This is a genomic window from Kosakonia sacchari SP1, assembly GCF_000300455.3.
Lineage (GTDB): Bacteria > Pseudomonadota > Gammaproteobacteria > Enterobacterales > Enterobacteriaceae > Kosakonia > Kosakonia sacchari.
This window is the reverse complement of sequence record NZ_CP007215.2, coordinates 605,947-628,090: the sequence shown is the minus strand read 5'-3', so window position 1 is coordinate 628,090 and position 22,144 is coordinate 605,947. Positions and strand designations below refer to the sequence as shown.

Here is a 22,144-nt window from a genome sequence, read left to right as displayed (position 1 = left end):
TAAGTGCCGATAACCGATCGGGAAGATCCCGACAGCCGCGACGAGGGCCAGCGGCAAAAATATAAATACACCCTCGCGTTAAATGTTGGCGGTTTATTTCGCCGACCGACACCAACCCTCATGAATTAAGTGTGGATACCGTCTTATGGAGCAAAACCCGCAGTCACAGCTGAAGCTTCTTGTCACCCGTGGTAAGGAGCAAGGCTATCTGACCTATGCCGAGGTCAATGACCATCTGCCGGAAGATATCGTCGACTCCGATCAGATCGAAGACATCATCCAAATGATCAACGACATGGGCATCCAGGTGATGGAAGAAGCACCGGACGCCGATGATCTGTTGCTGGCCGAAAACTCCAACAACACTGACGAAGATGCGGAAGAAGCCGCCGCACAAGTGCTTTCCAGCGTTGAATCTGAAATCGGGCGAACCACTGACCCGGTGCGCATGTACATGCGCGAAATGGGCACCGTTGAGCTGCTGACCCGCGAAGGCGAAATCGACATCGCTAAACGCATCGAAGACGGCATCAACCAGGTTCAGTGCTCCGTTGCCGAATACCCGGAAGCGATCACCTATCTGCTGGAGCAGTACGATCGCGTTGAAGCTGAGCAGGCTCGCCTCTCTGATCTGATCACCGGCTTTGTCGATCCAAACGCTGAAGAAGACATGGCGCCAACCGCGACCCACGTCGGTTCTGAACTCTCCAGCGAAGAGATGGATGATGATGAAGACGAAGAAGATGAAGAAGACGACGACAGCGATGATGACAACAGCATCGATCCTGAACTGGCGCGTGAAAAATTCGCTGAGCTACGTACCCAGTACGAACTGACTCGCGACACCATCAAAGCCAAAGGACGCAGTCACGTTGCCGCGCAGGAAGAGATCCTGAAGCTGTCTGAAGTGTTCAAACAGTTCCGTCTGGTACCAAAACAGTTCGATTACCTGGTTAACAGCATGCGAGTCATGATGGATCGCGTACGTACCCAGGAACGCATCATCATGAAACTGTGCGTTGAACAGTGCAAAATGCCGAAGAAAAACTTCATTACGCTGTTCACCGGCAACGAAACCAACGAAACCTGGTTCAACGCTGCGCTGGCCATGAATAAACCGTGGTCGGAAAAACTGCATGAAGTGGCAGAAGAAGTTCAACGCGGCCTGATGAAGCTGCAACAGATTGAAGAAGAAACCGGCCTGACCATTGAGCAGGTAAAAGACATCAACCGTCGTATGTCTATCGGCGAAGCGAAAGCGCGTCGTGCGAAGAAAGAGATGGTGGAAGCGAACCTGCGTCTGGTTATTTCTATCGCCAAGAAATACACCAACCGCGGTCTGCAGTTCCTCGATCTGATTCAGGAAGGCAACATCGGTTTGATGAAAGCGGTTGATAAGTTCGAATACCGCCGTGGTTACAAATTCTCCACCTATGCAACCTGGTGGATCCGTCAGGCGATCACCCGTTCCATCGCGGATCAGGCGCGCACCATCCGTATTCCGGTGCATATGATTGAGACGATCAACAAGCTCAACCGTATCTCCCGCCAGATGCTGCAGGAAATGGGCCGTGAACCTACGCCGGAAGAGCTGGCTGAGCGTATGCTGATGCCGGAAGATAAGATCCGTAAAGTGCTGAAAATCGCCAAAGAGCCGATCTCCATGGAAACACCAATCGGTGATGATGAAGATTCGCATCTGGGTGATTTTATCGAGGATACCACCCTCGAATTGCCGCTGGACTCTGCAACCACTGAAAGTCTGCGCGCCGCAACGCACGACGTTCTGGCTGGCCTGACCGCCCGTGAAGCGAAAGTTCTGCGTATGCGTTTCGGTATCGATATGAACACCGATCACACGCTGGAAGAAGTGGGTAAACAGTTTGACGTAACCCGCGAACGTATCCGTCAGATCGAAGCCAAGGCGCTGCGTAAACTGCGCCATCCGAGCCGTTCTGAAGTACTGCGTAGCTTCCTCGACGATTAATTCGTTTATGCGTTAAAAAGCTCCCACTCGGGAGCTTTTTTTTGCCCGCTATTTGTCGTTACAGGCCGCGCGTCACCAGTGCCTTGTCCAGTTCACGATACGCTTCCACCAGCTTATCCAGCGTTGCGCGGTTAAGCCCGCTGGGGTTTGGCAGCACCCAAACCTGCGTCACGCCAATCGTCATATTTTGCTTGCCCCAGCTCGCCCCGCGTACGCTAAACGCCTGCTCAAAGGCTTGCTTTCCTAAAACTGCCAGCGCAGCTGGCTGATAATCCTCGATTTTTTTGACCAGTTCCCTGCCCCCGCTACGCAGCTCATGCAACCCGACTTCCGTAGCCTGCACCGTTGGACGCTCAACCAGCATAGTGATGCCACAGCGGGTATCCAGTAGATGCCGCTCATCTTCCGGGCGCAGTTGCTGGTCGGTAAAACCAGCCTGATGGATAACTTTCCAGAAACGATTCCCCGGATGGGCAAAATGGAAACCGGTATGGGCAGAAGATTTACCCGGATTGATGCCGCAAAACACCACCCGCAGCCCCGGCGCCAGAATATCGTGGATCATGCTTAACTCCCGAACAAAAGCGATAAACTCCAGTATAAGAGATTGAAAATGCGTTGTTTATAAAAACATCAGCCAGGTGATTCATGCTGGATTGCAGGGGTAAGTTACTTTATAATTCCCCGCCACGGCCCCTTAGCTCAGTGGTTAGAGCAGGCGACTCATAATCGCTTGGTCGTTGGTTCAAACCCAACAGGGGCCACCAAATTTTAGCTTTAAAATCATATGATTAAGCCACTTCCTTGAAGTGGCTTTTTTGTTTCTGCCTACTTGTGAGTCGCAAAAATGGCGGCTGATTTTAAATAGATGCCTAAAACTTCTGTCAAAAAAGTATAGGGTAATCATACCGATGGGTCCTCTGATGCGTCTGTTTATTCAGCGGAGGGGGTTACAGGGTTTTCTCGCCGAATTTTATCCTTTGGTAAAAAAGTGACTGCACCTCATCTTGTTAGCAAACGCATGATTCGTTTTCATCAGCGCCACAGGCGGAAAATAACGGGGATAATCATTATGTTGTGGAGTAAACACACTCTTTTGACGTTCGCTATGTTGTCGTTCGCCACAATTGCGCAGGCAGACAATATACAGTGTCCGCAACTGCCGTCCCCGACGATGAAGCAGCATGCTCTTACGGATGCCAGCCTGTTTGTCGGTCCGCCAAAAGAGCGGGTTGAACTGATGCCAGATACGGATAAAGACACTGTCTGGACACTGGCAGATTATCTGGACGAAGCCAGGGAGCATAAAACATCGCCCTACCTTGTATGCCGGTATAAAAATACGCTGCAAACTGTCGAATTGATGGTTCCAGCAACGGCGCAGAAATGCTCAGTTTCGTATAACCAGCACAATAATCTGATCGCCCGTTGCCAGTAATCCCGCCACAGTAACGGGGGAGTGAAATAGTGACGATCAGAATGAGCTAATGGACTATTGGCGTATTAAGGATTGGTTAACGTTGCTGGCAACCCCGGACGATGAAAATGGTGCTGAGTTATATCGCAATCAATGTCAGCATCGCCAATGCACAGGCTGAGAGAACGTTTACTATTGGCAGAGCCAATGACCGATACTTACCCTGCGCATCCGGGAGATGACGGAAACCGTCACGAGACTCTCCAGCGTGATTATTTCTTTAAAGATTCCCCCGCACGCCACAGCATATCGGCATGACTCATTGCCCCGAATAACCTCATCAACAAGTGCCTAATCTCTTCGCCGAGCAACTTCTGCGCTTAAAAAAATGTTAATCCTTCAGCCGCGTCTGTACCGGCGGAAATGCGCCGAATTTACCGTGCCGATGCAAAAAGAAAAAAGAAGTAAAAAGCCTGTCAAATTATCAACCTGCCGATTTGATATTTATACACCCAACTCCTAATCTTCCTTCATCAGACCAATGCGCAACGCATCGGGCCATGTTACCGCAGAGGCGAAAACCGCTGCACAGAGTGGGAGAAGTTGCCGTGAGTTTCCAGCCCAGATATGCCAGCAGTGAATCTCCTGATCCGGTCGAAGCTGTTGCCCAGTTTGCCGCCCAAATCGGTCATGACGATGTTGAAACCATCCTTTTCTTTTGCTCTCCGGATTACGATCTGCAGGTGTTAGGCCGCGAATTAAAAAACACCTTCTCCTGCACCTGCATTGGCTGCACCTCTTCCGGTCATATCGGGACGGAAGGTTTTCAGCATTCGGGGCTGCTGGGTCTTGGGCTGAGCCGTGGTTTTCACGCTCGCGCATTTATCATTCACCCCTTACTTGAATACACCTCGATCATTACCGATATCGCGGAAACCATTCGCCGCGATAGCGAAGAGAGACCAAACCTGCATCGTTTTGGTCTGCTGCTGGTGGATGGTCTGTCGATGGCCGAAGAGAGACTGGTGGCCAATCTTTATCAACAGATTGGTAATGTGCCTCTCATTGGCGGCTCTGCCGGTGACGATCTGCGTTTCGAAAAAAGCTTTATTTATGATGGCGATGGCCATTTTATCTCTGACGCTGCCGTTTTCGCGGTGATCGAAACCAGTTCACCGGTCGCCACGTTTAAGATCCAGCATTTCGTCCCCAGTGATGTTGAACTGGTTATTACCGAGGCGGACGCGGAAAAACGGCTCATTATGGAGATCAACGGTGAGCCTGCCGCGCAGATGTATGCTGAATCCCTTGGTCTTACCGTCGACGAATTGACGCCAACGGTCTTTTCCCGCAACCCGCTGGTGCTCTCTTTCGGAGATGAGCCCTACGTCCGTTCCATCCAGAAAATGAACGACGATCTCTCTCTTACCTGCTATTGCGCTATCGAAGAGGGGCTGATCGTTTCAATCGGTAAAGCGGAAGATCCGATCCAGACGTTTAGCCAGGCGTTTGAAAAAGTGCACGAGACGATCCCAAACCCTGCCGTCATCATCGGCTGCGATTGTATCCTGCGCCGTCTCCAGTTCGAAAAAGAGGGGCTGGAACAGCAGATCGGCGAAATCATGGTGCAGAACCGGGTAGTCGGTTTTTCAACCTACGGTGAGCAGTACAACGGGCTGCATGTCAACCAGACATTTACCGGTGTCGCCATTGGAGGGTAAATATCATGTCGCTCTATTCCGAAGCCTCTACCCCGCCCCTTTCCCCTGCTGACTACGAACGCAAACTCGCTGCCAGGGATAAAACCATTGATGTGCTGAAACGCCGCATCGCCCAGGAAGCCCGGCATAGTCACGCCACACCGTTTGCCATTCTCGAACAAAATGTCGGGCTGGAGAAAGTGGTCGCGCGTAAAACAAGGGAATTAGAAAACGAACGGCATGAGCTGGAAAAAGCGCTGGCCGAGCTGCGCCTGGCGCAGACTCAGCTACTTCAGGCGCAAAAAATGGAGTCTATTGGTCAGCTTGCCGCCGGTATTGCCCACGAAATCAACACCCCGACACAATATGTTGCCGATAATGTCGGCTTTATAAAAGGTGCCACGGACTCGCTGCTAAAATTGCTGAATGCCGCCCTCGCGCTCGCTGACGTTGCGCGAGAAAAAATGGCTGATGAGCCAGTAATAGCGGAGTTTGATACCACGCTGAAGCGCACAAAAATTGATTTTCTGCGTCGGCAAATTCCAGGCGCACTGGACGAGTCTCTGGAAGGGCTTGAGCATATTGCGCGGATTGTCGCTGCCATGAAGGAGTTTTCTCACCCTTCGAAGAATGTGAAGGAACGAATAGATGTGCGCGATGTAATTAATACCACCGTCACGGTGGCCCGCAACGAATGGAAATATGTGGCAGAGCTCGAAACTAACATCGCCGACAACTTACCGCAGCTTCCTTGCCTGCGAGATATGGTCGGCCAGGCCATTCTCAACCTGGTGGTCAATGCCGCCCACGCCATTGCGGATACCCTGCAGGAAGGAGTGAAAGAGAAAGGCCGCATCGTTATCTCAGCATTACAGAACGGCGACTATTTAGAAATCCGCGTCGAGGATGATGGCAGTGGCATACCTGCCGCCATTCGCGAGCGCATTTTCGATCCTTTCTTCACCACCAAAGCGGTGGGTAAAGGGACAGGACAAGGCTTAGCGATCGTCTATTCCACCGTGGTGGACAAACATAATGGAAAGATTCGCTGCGAGTCAGCAGAAGGCGTGGGCTCCACGTTTATCCTGCAATTCCCGCTCAACTGCCGCAACGAGGATGAGCCTGCATGCAAGTGATGTTCGTTGATGATGAAAGCCGGGTGCTTTCAGGCATTGAGCGCGCCATCATGTTGCAAGATACCGAATGGGAGTGCCGCTTTGCCACCAGCGGCCCTGAAGCGCTGACCATGCTGAAAGAGACGCCGGCGGATGTCGTGGTCTCCGATATGCGCATGCCCTTTATGGATGGCGCAGAGTTACTGGCGCAAGTACGCAACCGCTGGCCAGGTACGATACGTATCATTTTATCCGGCTACTCAGAGCCAGGCGCCACCCAGCGTATGCTGGAAGTCGCGCATCGATTTGTCTCTAAACCCTGCGACAGCGCGACGTTAATAGCGATAATTGAAAGCGCGCTTTCTCTGCGCACGCTGTTCAACGATCCGGCGGTGCTCGACGTGGTCGGTCGGATCAACCAATTACCCGCCGCACCGAAGGTGTTCACTGCAGTTCAGCATCTTCTCAATAACCCCGATAGCGATACCCGGCAGATTGCCGAATTGCTGGGCAGCGACCCGGCGCTGAGCGCCAAAATCATGCAGCTTGCGAATTCCGCCTGGTTCAACAGAGGTTCGTCGATCCACAATATCGGTAGCGCTATTACGCTTCTCGGCATGGATCAGGTGAAATTGCTGGTGCTGGCGTCACACTGTTTTACCGATGCGAAAAGGGATCTCTTTGTCAGCGAGTTACGTCGGGTTTCTCTTCTTGCCTCCTCACTCGCCGCCCGGATTACAGGCCATCAGGGACTGGAGCCCACCGCCGCACTGCTCGCGAATATTGCGAAGCTGATCCCCGAAATGAGCGAGATCGGTAGCGAAATAACCACATGTAATGCTATTCCCATGCATTCAGCGGTGGGCGCTTACCTGCTGGCGGTATGGGGATTACCGCTGGATATCGTCGAAATAGTGGCAGGGCAGGCTCAGCCCTCACGTTTCGCACATGATGCATTCGGTGCGCTTGGTGTGGTGCATGTCGCTGTGGCGCTGGCCAACAACAGCACCCCCGATCGCGATTACCTTGAAAAAGCAGGCGTGCTTGACCAGCTCCCCTTATGGCAACAAATGCTCGCTAACCTACAGGACACTCTTCATGACTGATACCGCCTTACCCAGGGTGCTGTGCGTAGATGATGAACCTAACGTGCTCGCCGCGATGGAACGAAACCTGTTTGGTGAATTTGATGTGGTGGTAGCTCCGGGTGGAGAAGCCGCTCTGGACGCGGTTCGTTGGGGAGAACGCTTTGCGGTGATCATGTCCGATATGCGCATGCCCGGCATGGATGGCGCCACTTTTCTGGCGAAAGCGCGGGAACTCTCGCCCGACAGTGTGCGGATCCTGCTTACCGGCCAGGCTGATGTGGAGTCCTCAATTGCCGCCATTAATAAAGGCGCCATTTTCCGCTATCTCTGCAAACCGTGTCCGAAAGAAGAACTGGTCGCGGCGCTTAACGACGCCGTGCGCCAGTATCGTCTCGTCTGCGCAGAAAAAGAGCTGCTGGCAACAACCCTTACCGCCTCGGTAAAAACGCTGACGGAAGTGCTTGCCATGGTCGCACCGTGGGCCTTTCAGCGGGCAGCGTTCGCCCAATCTTGTGTTCGCCACGCACTGCCGAAACTGGAGTGGCCAGATGAATGGATCTACACCATTGCTGCGTCATTAAGCCAAATTGGGTGTGTTGGTATCCCCGCCGATATCGTTCAGGCCGATGCCGCTCAGCGCAAACTCTCCGAGGAAGAGAAAAAGCTGCTGCTGGGGCATCCCGACGTCGCGGGAAAGCTGGTGGAAAATATTCCCCGTCTTGAACTGGTCGCCGGGATCATTCGCCACCAGGCAAAAGAGCCGGCGCCGAACGTGCCGCTTGAGGTTTTACGCGGTGCCCATTTACTGCGCGCAGCCCTTGAACTGGAACGGCATGCAGCGCGGGGATGGAGCCTGGAGCGGCCATGGGAAATTCTGCGGGCGGCTCACCCACCGTTACCCGAATACATCATTAAATCCCTGTCGGATTTCCGCTCTAATGTCACCGGCGTACGCTCTGCGCGTATTCGCGAACTGATGCCGGGTTGGGTAGTAGACGAAGATATTCGCACCACCAATGGCTTGATGGTGCTGACCAAAGGACACGAGTTGACCGATACGGCGATCTCGGCGTTACAACGCTTGCTCGCTGCCAACGCCATTGAGGAGCCCATCCGGGTTCGCGGGCTGCCAGACAGCACCGCATCAGCATAATCGTTAAGTGATCGGGTGGGTAATCGCGTCGCTATGCTGCAAATAGGTAAACCGTTGCAAGGGGGCAAACACCCCGCCATAAAGCAACTTTTCGCTCGTTTCGCGGCAAAAAGACGCCATAAACGCAATTTTCACAGAAAGACTAACGCATTGAAATATGTCCCATGTAATATGGCTCCGGGCTATTGCGAGATTTGCATCCATGGTCCAGATTTGATGAATTAACAACTCCCTTTAACACACTCAACGCGCTTTGACGAAACGCCATGAACAAACCTATAAAACGGCTTGAAATCATCAAATACGCCATTGAACTGGAGGATGACGGTATCATCCTCAGCCAGCTTCCTTTACTTAAAAATGAAGTTACGGACCCGGAGTTAGCGTTTATCGTTCACGCGCTTGAAGAGAAAAATTACAGCGAAGCGATGCGCGCCATCACCGTCTGGCTGCAAAACCAGCGCTCAGTGGTCAACTGGCAGGATCCGCAAGTGGCCGCCAGCAAACTGGAGCTGAAAGCGCTGGAAGAGCAGATGCGCGAACTCATTGATAAACGCAATGCGCGTATCCAGTTGCTGGATGAATTCAACGATCTCTACTTAACCCGCCTTGGGCCGCTGATGTCACAGATCCTGCGACTGCGTAAAACGCTGGCTGAAGCCGCGGTACGTCGCCAGGAAGCGGAAGCGCGCCGTCGCGAGGCGGATTATCTGCGCTGTCAGAAATATCTGTCGCAAGCGGTGGAAGTCTTAGTGACCTTGACGCAACGCTGGCAGAGCATGCCACCGCACTCATTACAGGCGGCGGAAGCACGCAAGCATTTGCAACAACAAAGCGAGCTTATTGCCTCGCTGCTCGCCGAAGCGCAGGAGCTGGAGCGCGGCCTTACGCGGGAAGAAGAGCCCACACGCCAGGCGCGTGACGAAGCGCGTCAGGAGTATGAAAGCTACCAAGAGCAACAGCACGACGCGGAAAAACGCTTTAGCTTCGAGCAGCAGATGAGCGAAGACGAGCGTCATGAGCTGAAACGCCTGTGGCGCCAGGCCAGTAAGCTCTGTCATCCGGACCTGGTGGATAACGAACTGAAAAACGACGCTCACAGCATGATGGTGCAGCTTAACCAGGCGCGCCAGCGCGGTGATCTTAGCGCCATTCGCTCGATTTTGACCCGCCTGCAAAAAGGGCTGGAGCCATTAATGGCAAGCGATCGCCTCAACGATCTGCAGCGCCTGCGCCAGCGTATTCTTGAGGTCAAACAGCATATTGCGAGCCTGATTGAAGAGCTGGCGACGCTGGAAAAAGAGGAGTCCTGGCAGTTGGTCTCCACGCTTGGCGACAGGGAAACCTACTTCCGCCAGCAGGAGAAAGCGCTGGCGGAGATCCGCCAGACGCTGGAACAGCAGGTCAGCGAAGCCGAGTACGACGAAGTGGCCTGAACGCAACGAGCCCGGTAATCGCACCGGGCTTTGCGTTTATTTCTTGTGCCAGTAGGCTTGCGCGCGCACCAGTTGTTGATCGATGTCGGCAGATTCAAAGCGATTCATCAGCGATTTCACTATCTCCCCTTCCCCGGTCAGCCAGATAAAATAGTCGTTTTCCGGCACACTTATCGCCGCCAGTTTGTCGGCAACGGCCTGCGGGTTATGCTCCTGCACCCACTGAATATCAAAGCCGTTTATATCCGCGAAATAATCTTGATAAGCAGCATCTGCAATGCTTACCACCGCTGTGACTTGCGGGCGTACAGCCAGCAGACTGAGTGCCTCCAGGCGGCGGCGCAGCGCGGGCATGCCGGACTCGTCACAAACGTACAACTGCCAGGCGTAATCTTCCGGCACCACCAGCGAACCGCGCGGCCCGCCGATAGTCAATTTATCGCCCACCTGCGCCTGCATCGCCCAACTGCTCGCCACGCCGCCGTCGTGAATGTAGAAATCCAGCGCCAGCTCGTGGCGGCTGGCATCGTACAGCGGCGTATAGTCGCGGGAAGCCGGGCGCGGGCCATCGCCCCAGACGATACCTTCATCAGTTACCACTGGCAGTACAAAGTGCGTACCCGGCTGCGGGAAGAAGACTTTGCAATGATCGTCAAAGCCACGGGAGGTGAAGCCATCCAGTTGCTCGCCGCCGAGCACAATGCGCTGAAAGCCCGAACCCGCACGTTCGACGCGCAAAACAGTTAACTCGCGAAAGCGCAGCTCATTGCGCACTCGCCGGGGATAGCGTTGAGGATTGGTAGTCATAATCGGCCTTCGTGAACGTGAATACGATATATCTAAATATTGTGTAAATGATAATGATTGTTGATTAGACAGAAGGCAAGATCTTTTATGATATAGCAACGCGAAAGCGCACTGGTTGCTAACCGTAAGATTAAGGCAATGATAAATAAGATTATTAATATAAATATGTTGTCAACATTGTTTAAGCAGGAGATTTTAGATATAAGTTAGATATATCAAATTATATGAGAAGGCAGATATGCGGCATCATCATCACGGCAATGCCGATAGCGAGCACCACCACGGACACGGCAGCGGCCGCCGCCAGCGCTTTTTTGGTCACGGTGAATTACGCCTGGTGATCCTGCATCTGCTCAGCCAGAACGCCAGCCACGGCTATGAGCTGATCAAAGCCATTGAAGCACTGACGCAGGGCAATTACACACCCAGCCCTGGCGTGATTTACCCGACGCTGGATTTCCTGCAAGCGCAGCAGTTAATTACGGTTGGCGATGAAGAAAACGGGCGCAGAATGATCGCCATCACGCAGCAGGGCACGCAGTGGCTGGCGGAAAATGAGCCGTTGCTGGCGCAGATTGAGGAGCGCATTAAAGCACGTAACGTTGGTTATCAACTGCGCAAAAACCCGCAGATGAAGCGGGCGCTGGAGAACTTTAAAGCGGTGCTGGATTTACGGGTGAATCAGGGGGAAGTCAGCGCCACGCAGCTTAAACAGATAATTGGCATTATCGACCGCGCAGCGCTGGAGATTTCACAACTCGATTAAACTGCCTGTGGCACGTCGCGCAGGCGGAACACCTGTACCAGCTCGCGCAGATGCAACGCCTGATCGTTCAGAGCTGCTGCTGCTGCCACAGACTCTTCCACCAGGCTGGAGTTCTGCTGGGTGGTGGAATCAATCAGGCCAATCGCGCTGTTAATCTGCGAAATACCATCAGTCTGCTCGCGGCTTGCCTGGCCAATTTCACGCAGGATAACATCCATCTCTTCAACGTTAGTGACCATGCCGTTAATCAGCGCGCTGGCTTCTTCGACCAGCGCCATGCCTTCACGGGTCTGGCTGGTAGAGCTTTCAATCAGATGGCGAATGTCGTTGGCAGAGGACGCACTCTTTTGCGCTAACTGGCGAACTTCACCGGCCACCACGGCAAAGCCACGGCCGTGCTCACCGGCGCGCGCCGCTTCGACCGCCGCGTTCAGCGCCAGAATGTTAGTCTGGAAGGCGATCGCGTCAATCAGGTTGATGATGTCCGACATCCGGTTCGAGGTGTCGTTAATCGCACGCATCTTCTCGGTAACCTGCTTCATCATCTCGCCGTTGTTCTTCACGACTGTCGCCGCATCGGCGGAGAGGTGTGTGGCTTCGGAGGTGTGATCGGCGGTGTTTTTCACTGTTGCGGTGATCTGCTCCATAGACGCCGCCGTCTGCTCGACGGAACTGGCCTGTTCTTCGGTGCGGGCCGCCAGATCCTGGTTACCAGCCACAATCTGCGCCGCCGCGCTGGAGATACTCTCAGAGCCGTTTTGCACCTGGTGAACAATCTCGACAAGGCGGTTTTTCATCTCCATCAGCGCACGCAGCAACACGCCGGTTTCATCACGATGGCGGGAATCAATCGTGCGGGTTAAATCGCCATCGGCAATCGCTTCAGCAAAGGTCACCGCTTCTCTCAACGGGCGAGTGATCATGCGTACGATATACCAGCCAATCAGGCTGCCCATACCGATGCTAACAACCGCCAGCAGGATCAGCATCAAACGGTTAGAAACGAAGTCGTTCTGCACCTGCGTGCCCGCCGCGCGCATCTGTCCATCCTGAATCGTTATCAGCGCCAGTACACGCTCTTTATACGCATTCTGGATTTTAACGGTGTTGGTCATCATCTCCTCAATCGCCCCCGCGCGATCGCCCTTTTTCACCAGATCGAGGATACGGAAGCGGGAATCAAGATACTGCTGACGAACAGTGCGGATATCCGCGAGGATTTGCTGTGATTTGCTATCGCGCAGGTTTTTGGATAAGTCTTCCAGCAGAGCCGTAATATGGGCGCTAATCTCGGTAAGTTGCTTTTGCGACTCCCCGCTCCATTTGCCCTCGCTATCCAGCAACATCAACTGTTGTGTGCTGACAAAGGTCTGGAAATTATCAATAAGCTGATTGGCTTTTACCGTGGTTGGATAATCTTCGTATACGATCTCTTGCATTCCGTTATTCGCGCGGTTCAGGCTGAAGAGTGACAGGCAGGAACTCACTACCATTAACGCAATAAAAAAGCCGAACGCCAGAAATAATTTCGTGCTGATTTTTACATCGTGTAAAAACATATATTCTCCATGGGTTTGATTATTTTATTGACGAAAGTTCCGCGCCTTCACCCAAATGGCACGCTTAAGTCCCTGGCGCAAATTAAAAGAATGCAGCCACTAGCCGTTATCGGTAACGTTAGCGCTAACTTTATGACTTTGATCGTTTTTTTAGTTACTTAATGAATCTTCTGATAGCCAGCAACGATTAATTGTTATTTATCGATCGTTATATGTGTTCAGCTATATATATTCACAACAGATATTAATGTCACTACATTAAAGTTAATTAAAATTTAAATAAACAAACGTGGAATATAATTATACTTCGCAATATGAATTTAATTTAATAATAAATTAACAAATAACACACATCAGCATTACACAAAGCGGAGCGGCAGAAAAAAATAATAAAAAAACCGCCAGTACGGTTACGGGCGGTTTTTTGTTCTTTAAAACGCGATCAGTGCAAGACGGATACAGCATCCTGCAGGCGGTCTGCGCGGTGTTTAACCATTGCCGACACCGCCGCGCTCTCCTCAACCAGTCCCGCGTTTTTCTGCGTGATGGCATCCAGCTCCGCCACCGCACGCGTCAGTTCGGAAAGCCCCGTCGCCTGCTCAGATGTCGACTGGCTAATCTGGCCAATCAGCGCAGTGACGTTTTGCACCTGATTAACAATATCTTCCATCGTCCGGCCTGCGGCATGCACCTGGTCGTAACCAGACTGTACTTTACTGGCGCTGGCGTCGATCAGCTTACGAATATCATTCGCCGCGCTGGCGCTGCGGCTCGCCAGGTGACGCACTTCCCCCGCCACCACCGCAAATCCTTTGCCCTGCTCGCCTGCTCTGGCGGCTTCTACTGCGGCATTCAGCGCCAGAATATTGGTCTGGAAAGCGATGTCATTAATCAGCTTGGTAATAGATCCAATACGCCCGGTGCTGTCAGCAATCTCGTCCATGGTTTTCACCACCGTCTCCATCGCTTTGCCGCCGTGCGTCGCGGCGCTACTGGCGGAGCTGGAGAGCTCATCTGCCGCCGATGCCGTTTGCGAGTTGTTTTGTACCGATGCCGCCATCTGGCTCATGGTGGCAACCGTCTGCTGCACATTTACCACCGTCTGGCGCGTGCGTTCATTAAGATCTTCATTACCTTTTGCCAGCGTTTCACTGCCGCTACGCACACTGTGAACCTGGGTTGAAACGTCATTGATCAACCAACGGCACATCAGCCCCAGTTGCCCGATCGCCCGCAATGTCAGCCCCAGCTCATCGCTGCGGTTCAACGGTTGCACACTATTGCGCTCTCCGGTGGCGACACTCAGCGCCTGACGCGCCACATTTTCCGCCGGGCGAACAATTTGCCACTCAAATGCCAGGCAGCCCAGCAGCATCGCCAGCGTACTCACCGCCAGCGCCAGGCCGCCTGCGCCGGTAAACCACAACCCGAGAAATTGCATAGCCCACAACAATGTCATGACGCTACGCGCCCGCCAGCGGAGCGGCATGCCTGCCAGTTTTCCCCACCAGTGCTTGCTAATGACCAGGCCTTTATAGACGCGTTTGTTGCAGCGCCCTTCGTTTAACGCTTGGTACAGCGGTTCAACGGCGGCGATCTCTTCATCTTTCGCCTCGGTACGAATCGACATGTAGCCGGTAACTTTGCCATTGCGCACCATGGGAACAGCATTGGCTCGCACCCAGTAATGGTCGCCATTTTTACGTCGGTTTTTGACGATGCCGCTCCACGGCTCGCCCTGTTTCAGGGTGTACCACATATCGGCAAATGCCGCTTTAGGCATATCCGGGTGGCGAACAAGGCTATGGGGCTGACCAAGCAGCTCGCTGTGGGTGTAGCCACTGGCATGGATAAACGCGTCGTTGGCGTGGGTGATGTAACTTTGCTGGTCCGTTGTCGACATCAGCGTGGCGTCATCCTCCAGCATAAAGCGCTGTTGGCTGACATAAGGAGGAGAAGACATGGTTGCGTCCTATGCAGGTTATATTGCTGTTAAAAATTACTGCGAATGTTATTTCGGCGATAATGGGTTTATCTTTAGTTGTTAAATTTGATTTAGATCGCAATTTGCAATAAAACCCTGTTTTTCGTGGGTTCGTTAACTCTATGATTTTAATAATTTCGCTATGTTATCACTGAGTTTTCCTAACACAAACGCCCTATAATCGCGCATTTATTGCACCATATGGGCGCAATGCGCGCATTCCCTCTCTGCAAGCGAACAATTTTTAATCACAAAAGATACAAAATATTAACGTAACGGCATGATTAAATTTTGCGCACCTTCATTTTCCCCTGGCATTTATCCCGATTTATGCTTCCCGCACCGAAGTGGCGTAATCCCTGCAATACTTAAATCGGTATCATGTGATACGCGAGCCCCTGGAGCCCATTTTGAACAGGTTACCTTCCAGCGCATCGGCATTAGCGTGCAGCGCTCACGCACTGAATCTCATTGAAAAGCGAACGCTCGACCATGAGGAGATGAAAGCATTAAACCGAGAGGTGGTGGATTACTTTAAAGAGCATGTCAATCCGGGGTTTTTAGAGTATCGAAAATCTGTTACCGCCGGCGGGGATTACGGAGCCGTAGAGTGGCAAGCTGGCAGTTTGAACACGCTTGTCGACACCCAGGGGCAGGAGTTTTTAGATTGCCTGGGTGGATTTGGAATTTTCAATGTGGGGCACCGTAATCCAGTTGTGGTTTCCGCCGTACAGAATCAACTCGCGAAACAACCTCTGCATAGCCAGGAATTGCTCGATCCATTACGCGCGATGCTGGCCAAAACACTGGCGGCACTGACGCCCGGCAAACTGAAATACAGCTTCTTTAGCAATAGCGGAACAGAATCCGTCGAAGCGGCGCTAAAACTGGCGAAAGCCTACCAGTCACCACGCGGCAAATTCACCTTTGTCGCCACCAGCGGCGCGTTCCACGGTAAATCGCTGGGCGCATTGTCGGCAACGGCGAAATCGACCTTCCGTAAACCCTTTATGCCGCTGCTGCCGGGCTTCCGCCATGTGCCATTTGGTGACATAGACGCGATGCGTACGCTGCTTAGCGAATGCCGGAAAACCGGTGATGATGTCGCCGCCGTGATCCTGGAGCCGATCCAGGGGGAAGGTGGCGTGATCTTACCGCCAGCCGGTTATCTGCCAGCGGTACGCAAGCTGTGCGATGAGTTTGGCGCGCTGCTGATTTTTGACGAAGTGCAAACGGGCATGGGTCGTACGGGCAAAATGTTCGCCTGCGAACATGAAAACGTGCAGCCAGACATCTTATGCCTGGCGAAAGCGCTGGGCGGCGGCGTGATGCCGATTGGCGCGACTGTCGCCACCGAAGAGGTGTTCTCGGTGTTATTTGACAACCCATTCCTGCACACCACCACCTTTGGCGGTAACCCGCTGGCCTGTGCGGCAGCGCTGGCGACCATCAATGTGCTGCTGGAAGAGAACCTGCCTGCTCAGGCGGAGCAGAAAGGCGACATGTTGCTGGACGGTTTCCGTGCGCTGGTGCGTCAATATCCGGATCTGGTGCAGGATGCGCGCGGTCGCGGGATGCTGATGGCGATTGAGTTTGTCGATAACGAAACGGGCTACAACTTTGCCAGTGAGATGTTCCGCCAGCGTGTGCTGGTCGCCGGAACATTGAATAACGCGAAAACCATTCGTATCGAACCGCCGCTGACGCTGACCATTGAGCAGTGTGAGGAAGTGCTGAAAGCGGCAGCCAATGCGCTGGCAGCACTGCGGGTTACCGAAGAGCTGGCGTAAACAGACGCATAAAACCCTCTCCCGGCGGGAGAGGGTTTTTTTATTGCTTATGGAAAATGAGTGGTCATCAGCCGTTCAGGTTTTCTGCACTATTACCCTGAGCAGAAACGGCTTTTACAGGTGCGGTACGCGCTTTCAGGTGCAATCAATGCACCATGAAAGCGGACAATCGATGCATCATGAAAGCGGATGGTTACTGAGGCAGTAAACCAATAAAGCTGCGTTTTTTGCGCGGTTCCGACATCAGTTCTTCCAGCTTCTCCACACAGGCCAGGTAGTGCGGTGTCTCCTTATGCGCCTGTACGGCAGCCTCATCCCGATACGCTTCATAAATAAAAAAGCGGGTTTTCACTTTCGGATCCTGCAACACATCAAAACGCAGATTCCCCGGCTCGCGGATCGCGCCTTCATGATTGGCGCGAAAGACCTCTAAAAATTCATCTACTCTGTCCGGTTTAATATTGATTTCCACCAGCGTCACATTCATGGTTGCTCTCCTTGTTTTTCTTCCAGCCAGAACTGGTACGCCTCACGGGCGTGCATATGCTCGTGTACCACTTTTTTCACCGCCTTGAGCATGGCGAGCGGCGCGCTGGACTGGAAAATATTACGCCCCATATCCACGCCCGACGCGCCCTGATCAATCGCGCGGAAACACATCTCCAGCGCCTCCTGCTCGGGTAACTTTTTCCCGCCAGCAATCACGATAGGCACCGGGCAACTGGCGGTGACCTTTTCGAACCCCTCTTCCACAAAGTAGGTTTTCACAAACTGCGCGCCCATTTCGGCGGCGATACGGCTGGCCAGCGAAAAGTAACGCGCGTCGCGCGTCATTTCTTTCCCCACGCCGGTCACCGCCATCGTTGGCACACCGTAGCGGTTGCCCGCATCCACCAGCTTGATGATGTTGTTGATCGACTGGTGTTCGTACTCGCTGCCAATATAAATTTGCGCCGCCACCGCACAGACGTTAAGCCGCAGCGCATCTTCCATCGCCACCGCCACGCATTCGTTAGAGAGTTCAGCGAGGATTGAATTGCCGCCAGAAGCGCGCAGCACCACCGGTTTATTGGTGGCGGGCGGCACCACACTGCGCAAAATGCCGCGCGTACACATCAGCACATCGGTTTGCGCGAACAGCGGCGCAATGGATAAATCAATACGCTCAAGCCCGGTCGTCGGGCCCTGGAAATAGCCGTGATCGAAGGCCAGCATCACCGTGCGGTTACTCTGGGGGTTAAAGATCCTTGCCAGCCGCGATTGCATGCCCCAGTCCAGCGCACCGCAGCCCTTCAGGGTGAAAGGCACATTTTGCTGCGCGGTGCCCAGTCCAAAGTCTTTGCCATCTTTGATGTCATCTACATCCGCCATCCTGCCTCCCGCAAAAAGCTGTGATAGAACAAGTGATTTTGTGACTGATGAATGTTCAAAAGCGTAGGCGCTGAACTATATTTACGACCGTACGAGGATCACAGTTTTATCTATGATGCTTGCGAGGGGGCAAAACCCATGAGTTACCTTTTAGCGTTAGATGCAGGGACTGGCAGCATTCGGGCAGTGATCTTCGACTTAAGCGGGCGGCAAATTGCCGTCGGCCAGGCCGAGTGGAAACACCTCAGCGTGGAAAACGTCCCCGGCTCAATGGAGTTCGACCTCACCACCAACTGGCAACTTGCCTGCCAGTGTATCCGCCAGGCCTTGAAAAGCGCTGGTCTTAGCGGCGCGGATATCCAGTCAGTCGCCTGTTGCTCCATGCGCGAAGGCATCGTGCTGTATAACGCCAATGGCGACGCCATCTGGGCATGCGCCAACGTGGATTCCCGCGCCAGCCATGAAGTTGCCGAATTAAAAGAGATCCATGACTGGCAGTTTGAAGCCGAAGTCTACAGCGTTTCCGGGCAGACGCTGGCGCTCAGCGCCATGCCGCGTCTGTTGTGGCTGGCGCACCACCGCCCTGATATTTACCGCGATACCGCCACTATCACCATGATCAGCGACTGGCTGGCCTCGCGCCTCTCCGGCTGGTTAGCGGTGGATCCTTCCAATGCCGGCACCACCGGTATGCTCGATCTCTTTACCCGCGACTGGCGCCCCGACTTGCTGGATATGGCCGGGTTACGCCCGGATCTGTTATCACCGGTGAAAGAGACCGGCAGCCTGTTGGGCGAAGTGACTCACCAGGCAGCACAAGAGTGCGGACTGCGGGAAGGCACGCCGGTGGTGATGGGCGGCGGTGATGTGCAGCTCGGCAGCCTTGGGCTTGGCGTGGTTCGCGCCGGGCAAACCGCCGTGCTCGGCGGCACGTTCTGGCAGCAAGTGGTGAACTTGCCGCAAGTGCGCACCGACCCGGAAATGAATATCCGCGTCAATCCGCATGTCATTCCAGGCATGGTACAAGCGGAGTCGATTAGCTTTTTCACCGGCCTGACCATGCGCTGGTTCCGCGACGCGTTTTGCGCCGAAGAAAAATTGATTGCCGAGCGGATGGGCATTGACGCCTACACCTTACTGGAAGAGATGGCGGGTCGGGTTCCAGCCGGTTCATGGGGCGTGATGCCCATTTTCTCCGATGCCATGCACTTCAAGCAGTGGTATCACGCCGCACCGTCGTTTATTAACCTCTCCATCGACCCGGAAAAATGCAACAAAGCCACGCTGTTCCGCGCGCTGGAAGAGAATGCGGCCATCGTTTCCGCCTGCAATCTGGCGCAGATTTCACGCTTTTCCGGTGTACAATTCGACAGCCTGGTCTTCGCCGGTGGCGGTGCGAAAGGCGCTCTGTGGAGCCAGATTTTAAGCGATGTGACGGGCCTGCCGGTACGCGTGCCGGAAGTGAAAGAGGCCACCGCGCTGGGCTGCGCTATCGCCGCAGGTGTGGGTGCCGGGTTGTATGACGATATGGCAACCACCGGCGAACGGCTGGTGCGCTGGAGCCGGGAATTTACGCCAAACCCGGAACATCGCGAGCTGTACGACACCATGATGCTGAAGTGGCAGAAAATCTACGCCGAGCAGCTCGGCCTCGTCGACAGCGGTTTAACCACATCCCTGTGGCAGGCCCCCGGCCTGACAACCGGAGCCTGAAGCACTTTTCCCTCTCCTGTGCGGGAGAGGGATATTTGAATCCCATCACAATCATTCGCTCCGCCTTTTCCCTTTTCTGCCGCGACGGCTAAAGTAGAACTCATCCGACCACATAACAATAATTTTACACTGGAAGAGAGCATGAGCCACTACCCGTCGCTGTTCGCCCCGCTCGATCTGGGCTTTACCACGCTAAAAAACCGTGTGTTGATGGGTTCAATGCACACCGGGCTGGAGGAGCGCCCGGACGGCGCAGAGCGGCTGGCGGCATTTTATGCCGAACGCGCCCGTCACGGTGTCGGGCTGATTGTCACTGGCGGCGTTGCGCCTGCGCTTTCCGGCGTCACCATGGAAGGCGGCGCGGTGCTGCACGATGCCAGCCAGCTTCCCCATCACCAGCAAATCACCGAAGCGGTGCATCAGGAAGGCGGCAAGATCGCCCTGCAAATTCTGCACACCGGACGCTACAGCTACCAGCCGCAGCTGGTCGCGCCATCGGCGTTACAGGCGCCGATCAACCGCTTTACGCCGCATGCATTGAGCCATGATGAAATTCTCACGCTGATTGATGATTTCGCCCGTTGCGCCGCGCTGGCGCAGCAGGCCGGTTACGACGGCGTTGAGGTGATGGGTTCTGAGGGCTACCTGATTAACGAATTTCTCGCCGCGCGCACCAATCATCGTGAAGATGAATGGGGCGGTGATTATGCCCGACGTATGCGCTTTGCCCTGGCAGTGGTGCGTGCCGTGCGTGAGCGCGTCGGCAGCGACTTTATCATTATCTATCGCCTGTCGATGCTGGATCTGGTCGAAGGCGGCGGCACGCTGGAGGAAACCATCGCGCTGGCGCAGGCGGTGGAAGCCGCAGGCGCGACGCTGATTAATACGGGTATTGGCTGGCACGAAGCGCGCATCCCAACTATTGCCACACCAGTGCCGCGCGGCGCATTCAGTTGGGTGACGCGCAAGCTGAAAGGCAAAGTGAAGGTGCCGCTTATCACCACCAACCGTATTAACGACCCGCAAGTCGCCGACGAGATCCTCGAGCGCGGAGATGCCGATATGGTGTCGATGGCGCGCCCGTTTCTGGCCGATGCCGAGTTTGTATCGAAAGCACAAAGTGGCCGCGCGGATGAGATCAACACCTGCATCGGTTGTAACCAGGCCTGCCTGGATCAGATCTTCGCCGGCAAAGTCACCTCCTGCCTTGTTAACCCCCGCGCCTGCCATGAAACGCTGATGCCGGTGCTTCCGGCTGTGCAAAAGAAAAACCTGGCGGTGGTCGGCGCAGGCCCTGCAGGCCTTGCGTTCGCCATTAATGCCGCCGCGCGCGGGCACAGCGTGACGCTGTTTGACGCCCAAGCGGAGATTGGCGGGCAGTTTAATGTCGCCAAACAGATCCCCGGTAAAGAGGAGTTCTACGAAACGCTGCGTTATTACCGACGGATGGTCGATCTGACCGGTGTTACGCTGTGTCTGAATCAACGCGTCGATCCGACCCGACTGCTGGAGTTTGACGAGGTAATCCTTGCCAGCGGCATTGAACCGCGAATGCCGCCGATCGACGGGATCGACCATCCAAAAGTGCTGAACTATCTCGATGTACTGCGCGATAAAGCGCCGGTGGGCGAAAGTGTGGCCATTATTGGCTGCGGCGGGATCGGCTTTGATGCCGCGATGTATTTAAGCCAGCCGGGCGAGCCAACCAGCCAGAATATCGCCGAGTTTTGTGTGGAATGGGGAATTGATACCAGCCTGAATGAAGTGGGCGGTCTGCGCCCGGAAGGACCACAGTTGCCGAAAAGCCCGCGCCGCATTGTGATGTTGCAGCGTAAAGCCAGCAAACCTGGTGAAGGTCTGGGGAAAACCACCGGCTGGATCCACCGCGCCACGTTATTGTCGCGCGGGGTAAAAATGATCCCGTCGGTAAGTTATCAAAAGATCGACGATGCCGGTTTGCACCTGTTGATCGACGGCGAACCTCAACTCTTAGCTGTTGATCATGTGGTGATCTGCGCAGGCCAGGAGCCGAAACGCGAGCTGGCGGAACCGCTGCGCGAAGCGGGTAAAACAGTGCATTTAATCGGTGGCTGCGATGTGGCGCTGGAGCTGGATGCCCGCCGGGCAATTGCGCAAGGGACAAAACTGGCGCTGGCAATTTAAAATAACTGGTTTAAAGCTGAAAGCTTTCCGGAACCCCCAGCCTGGCTGGGGGGCTTTATATGGATAACAAAGTGGCCCGCAGAGCGTGCCACTTT

The 22,144-nt window shown here is 54.1% G+C and carries 17 protein-coding genes and 1 tRNA gene; 12 read left to right on the top strand and 6 right to left on the bottom strand.

The annotated features are described in order from the left end of the window. The first annotated feature begins 145 nt into the window (after positions 1 to 145). Positions 146 to 1,987: an RNA polymerase sigma factor RpoD gene (gene rpoD / locus C813_RS26035; RefSeq protein WP_017457431.1), complete on the top strand. Its 1,842-nt coding sequence runs from the start codon at positions 146 to 148 to the stop codon at positions 1,985 to 1,987. Between the two features lie 58 nt (positions 1,988 to 2,045). On the opposite strand, the gene mug is transcribed toward rpoD, so the two are convergent. After that, positions 2,046 to 2,552 (bottom strand): G/U mismatch-specific DNA glycosylase, encoded by a 507-nt coding sequence (gene mug / locus C813_RS26030; protein ID WP_017457430.1) that lies wholly within the window; start codon positions 2,550 to 2,552, stop codon positions 2,046 to 2,048. A gap of 126 nt (positions 2,553 to 2,678) precedes the next feature. Between mug and C813_RS26025 the strand changes: the two genes are divergently transcribed. The 7 genes from C813_RS26025 to C813_RS25995 all read left to right on the top strand — a co-directional run bounded on the left by C813_RS26025 (position 2,679) and on the right by C813_RS25995 (position 9,896). Further along, positions 2,679 to 2,754, top strand: a tRNA-Ile gene (locus C813_RS26025). 305 nt (positions 2,755 to 3,059) lie between these two features. Further along, positions 3,060 to 3,425: an STY0301 family protein gene (locus tag C813_RS26020; RefSeq protein WP_025263831.1), complete on the top strand. Its 366-nt coding sequence runs from the start codon at positions 3,060 to 3,062 to the stop codon at positions 3,423 to 3,425. 587 nt (positions 3,426 to 4,012) lie between these two features. Further along, complete coding sequence (locus tag C813_RS26015; protein WP_017457428.1) at positions 4,013 to 5,125, top strand: FIST N-terminal domain-containing protein; 1,113 nt, start codon at positions 4,013 to 4,015, stop codon at positions 5,123 to 5,125. A gap of 5 nt (positions 5,126 to 5,130) precedes the next feature. Then, on the top strand, positions 5,131 to 6,240 hold the full coding sequence (locus C813_RS26010) for a sensor histidine kinase (protein ID WP_017457427.1): 1,110 nt from the start codon (positions 5,131 to 5,133) through the stop codon (positions 6,238 to 6,240). Next, entirely contained in the window at positions 6,231 to 7,325 is a 1,095-nt protein-coding gene (locus C813_RS26005) for an HDOD domain-containing protein (protein WP_017457426.1), read from the top strand. Before C813_RS26010 ends, C813_RS26005 begins: the two co-directional genes overlap by 10 nt. Beyond that, a complete protein-coding gene (locus C813_RS26000) occupies positions 7,318 to 8,460 on the top strand; it encodes a response regulator (protein ID WP_017457425.1) in 1,143 nt (380 codons plus the stop codon). Before C813_RS26005 ends, C813_RS26000 begins: the two co-directional genes overlap by 8 nt. A gap of 266 nt (positions 8,461 to 8,726) precedes the next feature. Further along, positions 8,727 to 9,896 (top strand): coiled-coil domain-containing protein, encoded by a 1,170-nt coding sequence (locus tag C813_RS25995; protein ID WP_017457424.1) that lies wholly within the window; start codon positions 8,727 to 8,729, stop codon positions 9,894 to 9,896. 36 nt (positions 9,897 to 9,932) lie between these two features. Here C813_RS25995 and C813_RS25990 read toward each other — a convergent pair whose 3' ends face one another. After that, complete coding sequence (locus C813_RS25990) at positions 9,933 to 10,703, bottom strand: siderophore-interacting protein (RefSeq protein WP_017457423.1); 771 nt, start codon at positions 10,701 to 10,703, stop codon at positions 9,933 to 9,935. Positions 10,704 to 10,941: 238 nt separating this feature from the next. Between C813_RS25990 and C813_RS25985 the strand changes: the two genes are divergently transcribed. Next, entirely contained in the window at positions 10,942 to 11,469 is a 528-nt protein-coding gene (locus C813_RS25985; protein WP_017457422.1) for a PadR family transcriptional regulator, read from the top strand. Here the strand turns inward: C813_RS25985 and C813_RS25980 are convergent. Together C813_RS25980 and C813_RS25975 are read right to left on the bottom strand one after the other, a co-directional pair. Next, complete coding sequence (locus C813_RS25980) at positions 11,466 to 13,028, bottom strand: methyl-accepting chemotaxis protein (RefSeq protein WP_017457421.1); 1,563 nt, start codon at positions 13,026 to 13,028, stop codon at positions 11,466 to 11,468. The genes C813_RS25985 and C813_RS25980 overlap by 4 nt on opposite strands. A 442-nt stretch (positions 13,029 to 13,470) precedes the next feature. Then, entirely contained in the window at positions 13,471 to 14,991 is a 1,521-nt protein-coding gene (locus C813_RS25975) for a methyl-accepting chemotaxis protein (RefSeq protein WP_017457420.1), read from the bottom strand. A gap of 431 nt (positions 14,992 to 15,422) precedes the next feature. On the opposite strand from C813_RS25975, the gene ygjG reads away from it, so the two are divergent. Then, on the top strand, positions 15,423 to 16,802 hold the full coding sequence (gene ygjG / locus C813_RS25970; RefSeq protein WP_020480186.1) for a putrescine aminotransferase: 1,380 nt from the start codon (positions 15,423 to 15,425) through the stop codon (positions 16,800 to 16,802). A 193-nt stretch (positions 16,803 to 16,995) separates the two neighbouring features. Here ygjG and lsrG read toward each other — a convergent pair whose 3' ends face one another. Together lsrG and lsrF are read right to left on the bottom strand one after the other, a co-directional pair. Further along, entirely contained in the window at positions 16,996 to 17,289 is a 294-nt protein-coding gene (gene lsrG / locus C813_RS25965; protein WP_017457418.1) for a (4S)-4-hydroxy-5-phosphonooxypentane-2,3-dione isomerase, read from the bottom strand. Further along, on the bottom strand, positions 17,286 to 18,173 hold the full coding sequence (gene lsrF, locus C813_RS25960) for a 3-hydroxy-5-phosphonooxypentane-2,4-dione thiolase (RefSeq protein WP_017457417.1): 888 nt from the start codon (positions 18,171 to 18,173) through the stop codon (positions 17,286 to 17,288). Before lsrF ends, lsrG begins: the two co-directional genes overlap by 4 nt. A gap of 138 nt (positions 18,174 to 18,311) precedes the next feature. Here lsrF and lsrK point away from each other — a divergent pair, with 138 nt between their 5' ends. Next, a complete protein-coding gene (lsrK, locus tag C813_RS25955; protein ID WP_017457416.1) occupies positions 18,312 to 19,886 on the top strand; it encodes an autoinducer-2 kinase in 1,575 nt (524 codons plus the stop codon). 141 nt (positions 19,887 to 20,027) lie between these two features. Beyond that, positions 20,028 to 22,049, top strand: coding sequence for an oxidoreductase (locus C813_RS25950; RefSeq protein ID WP_017457415.1), 2,022 nt, complete (start codon positions 20,028 to 20,030; stop codon positions 22,047 to 22,049). Positions 22,050 to 22,144 lie beyond the last annotated feature (95 nt).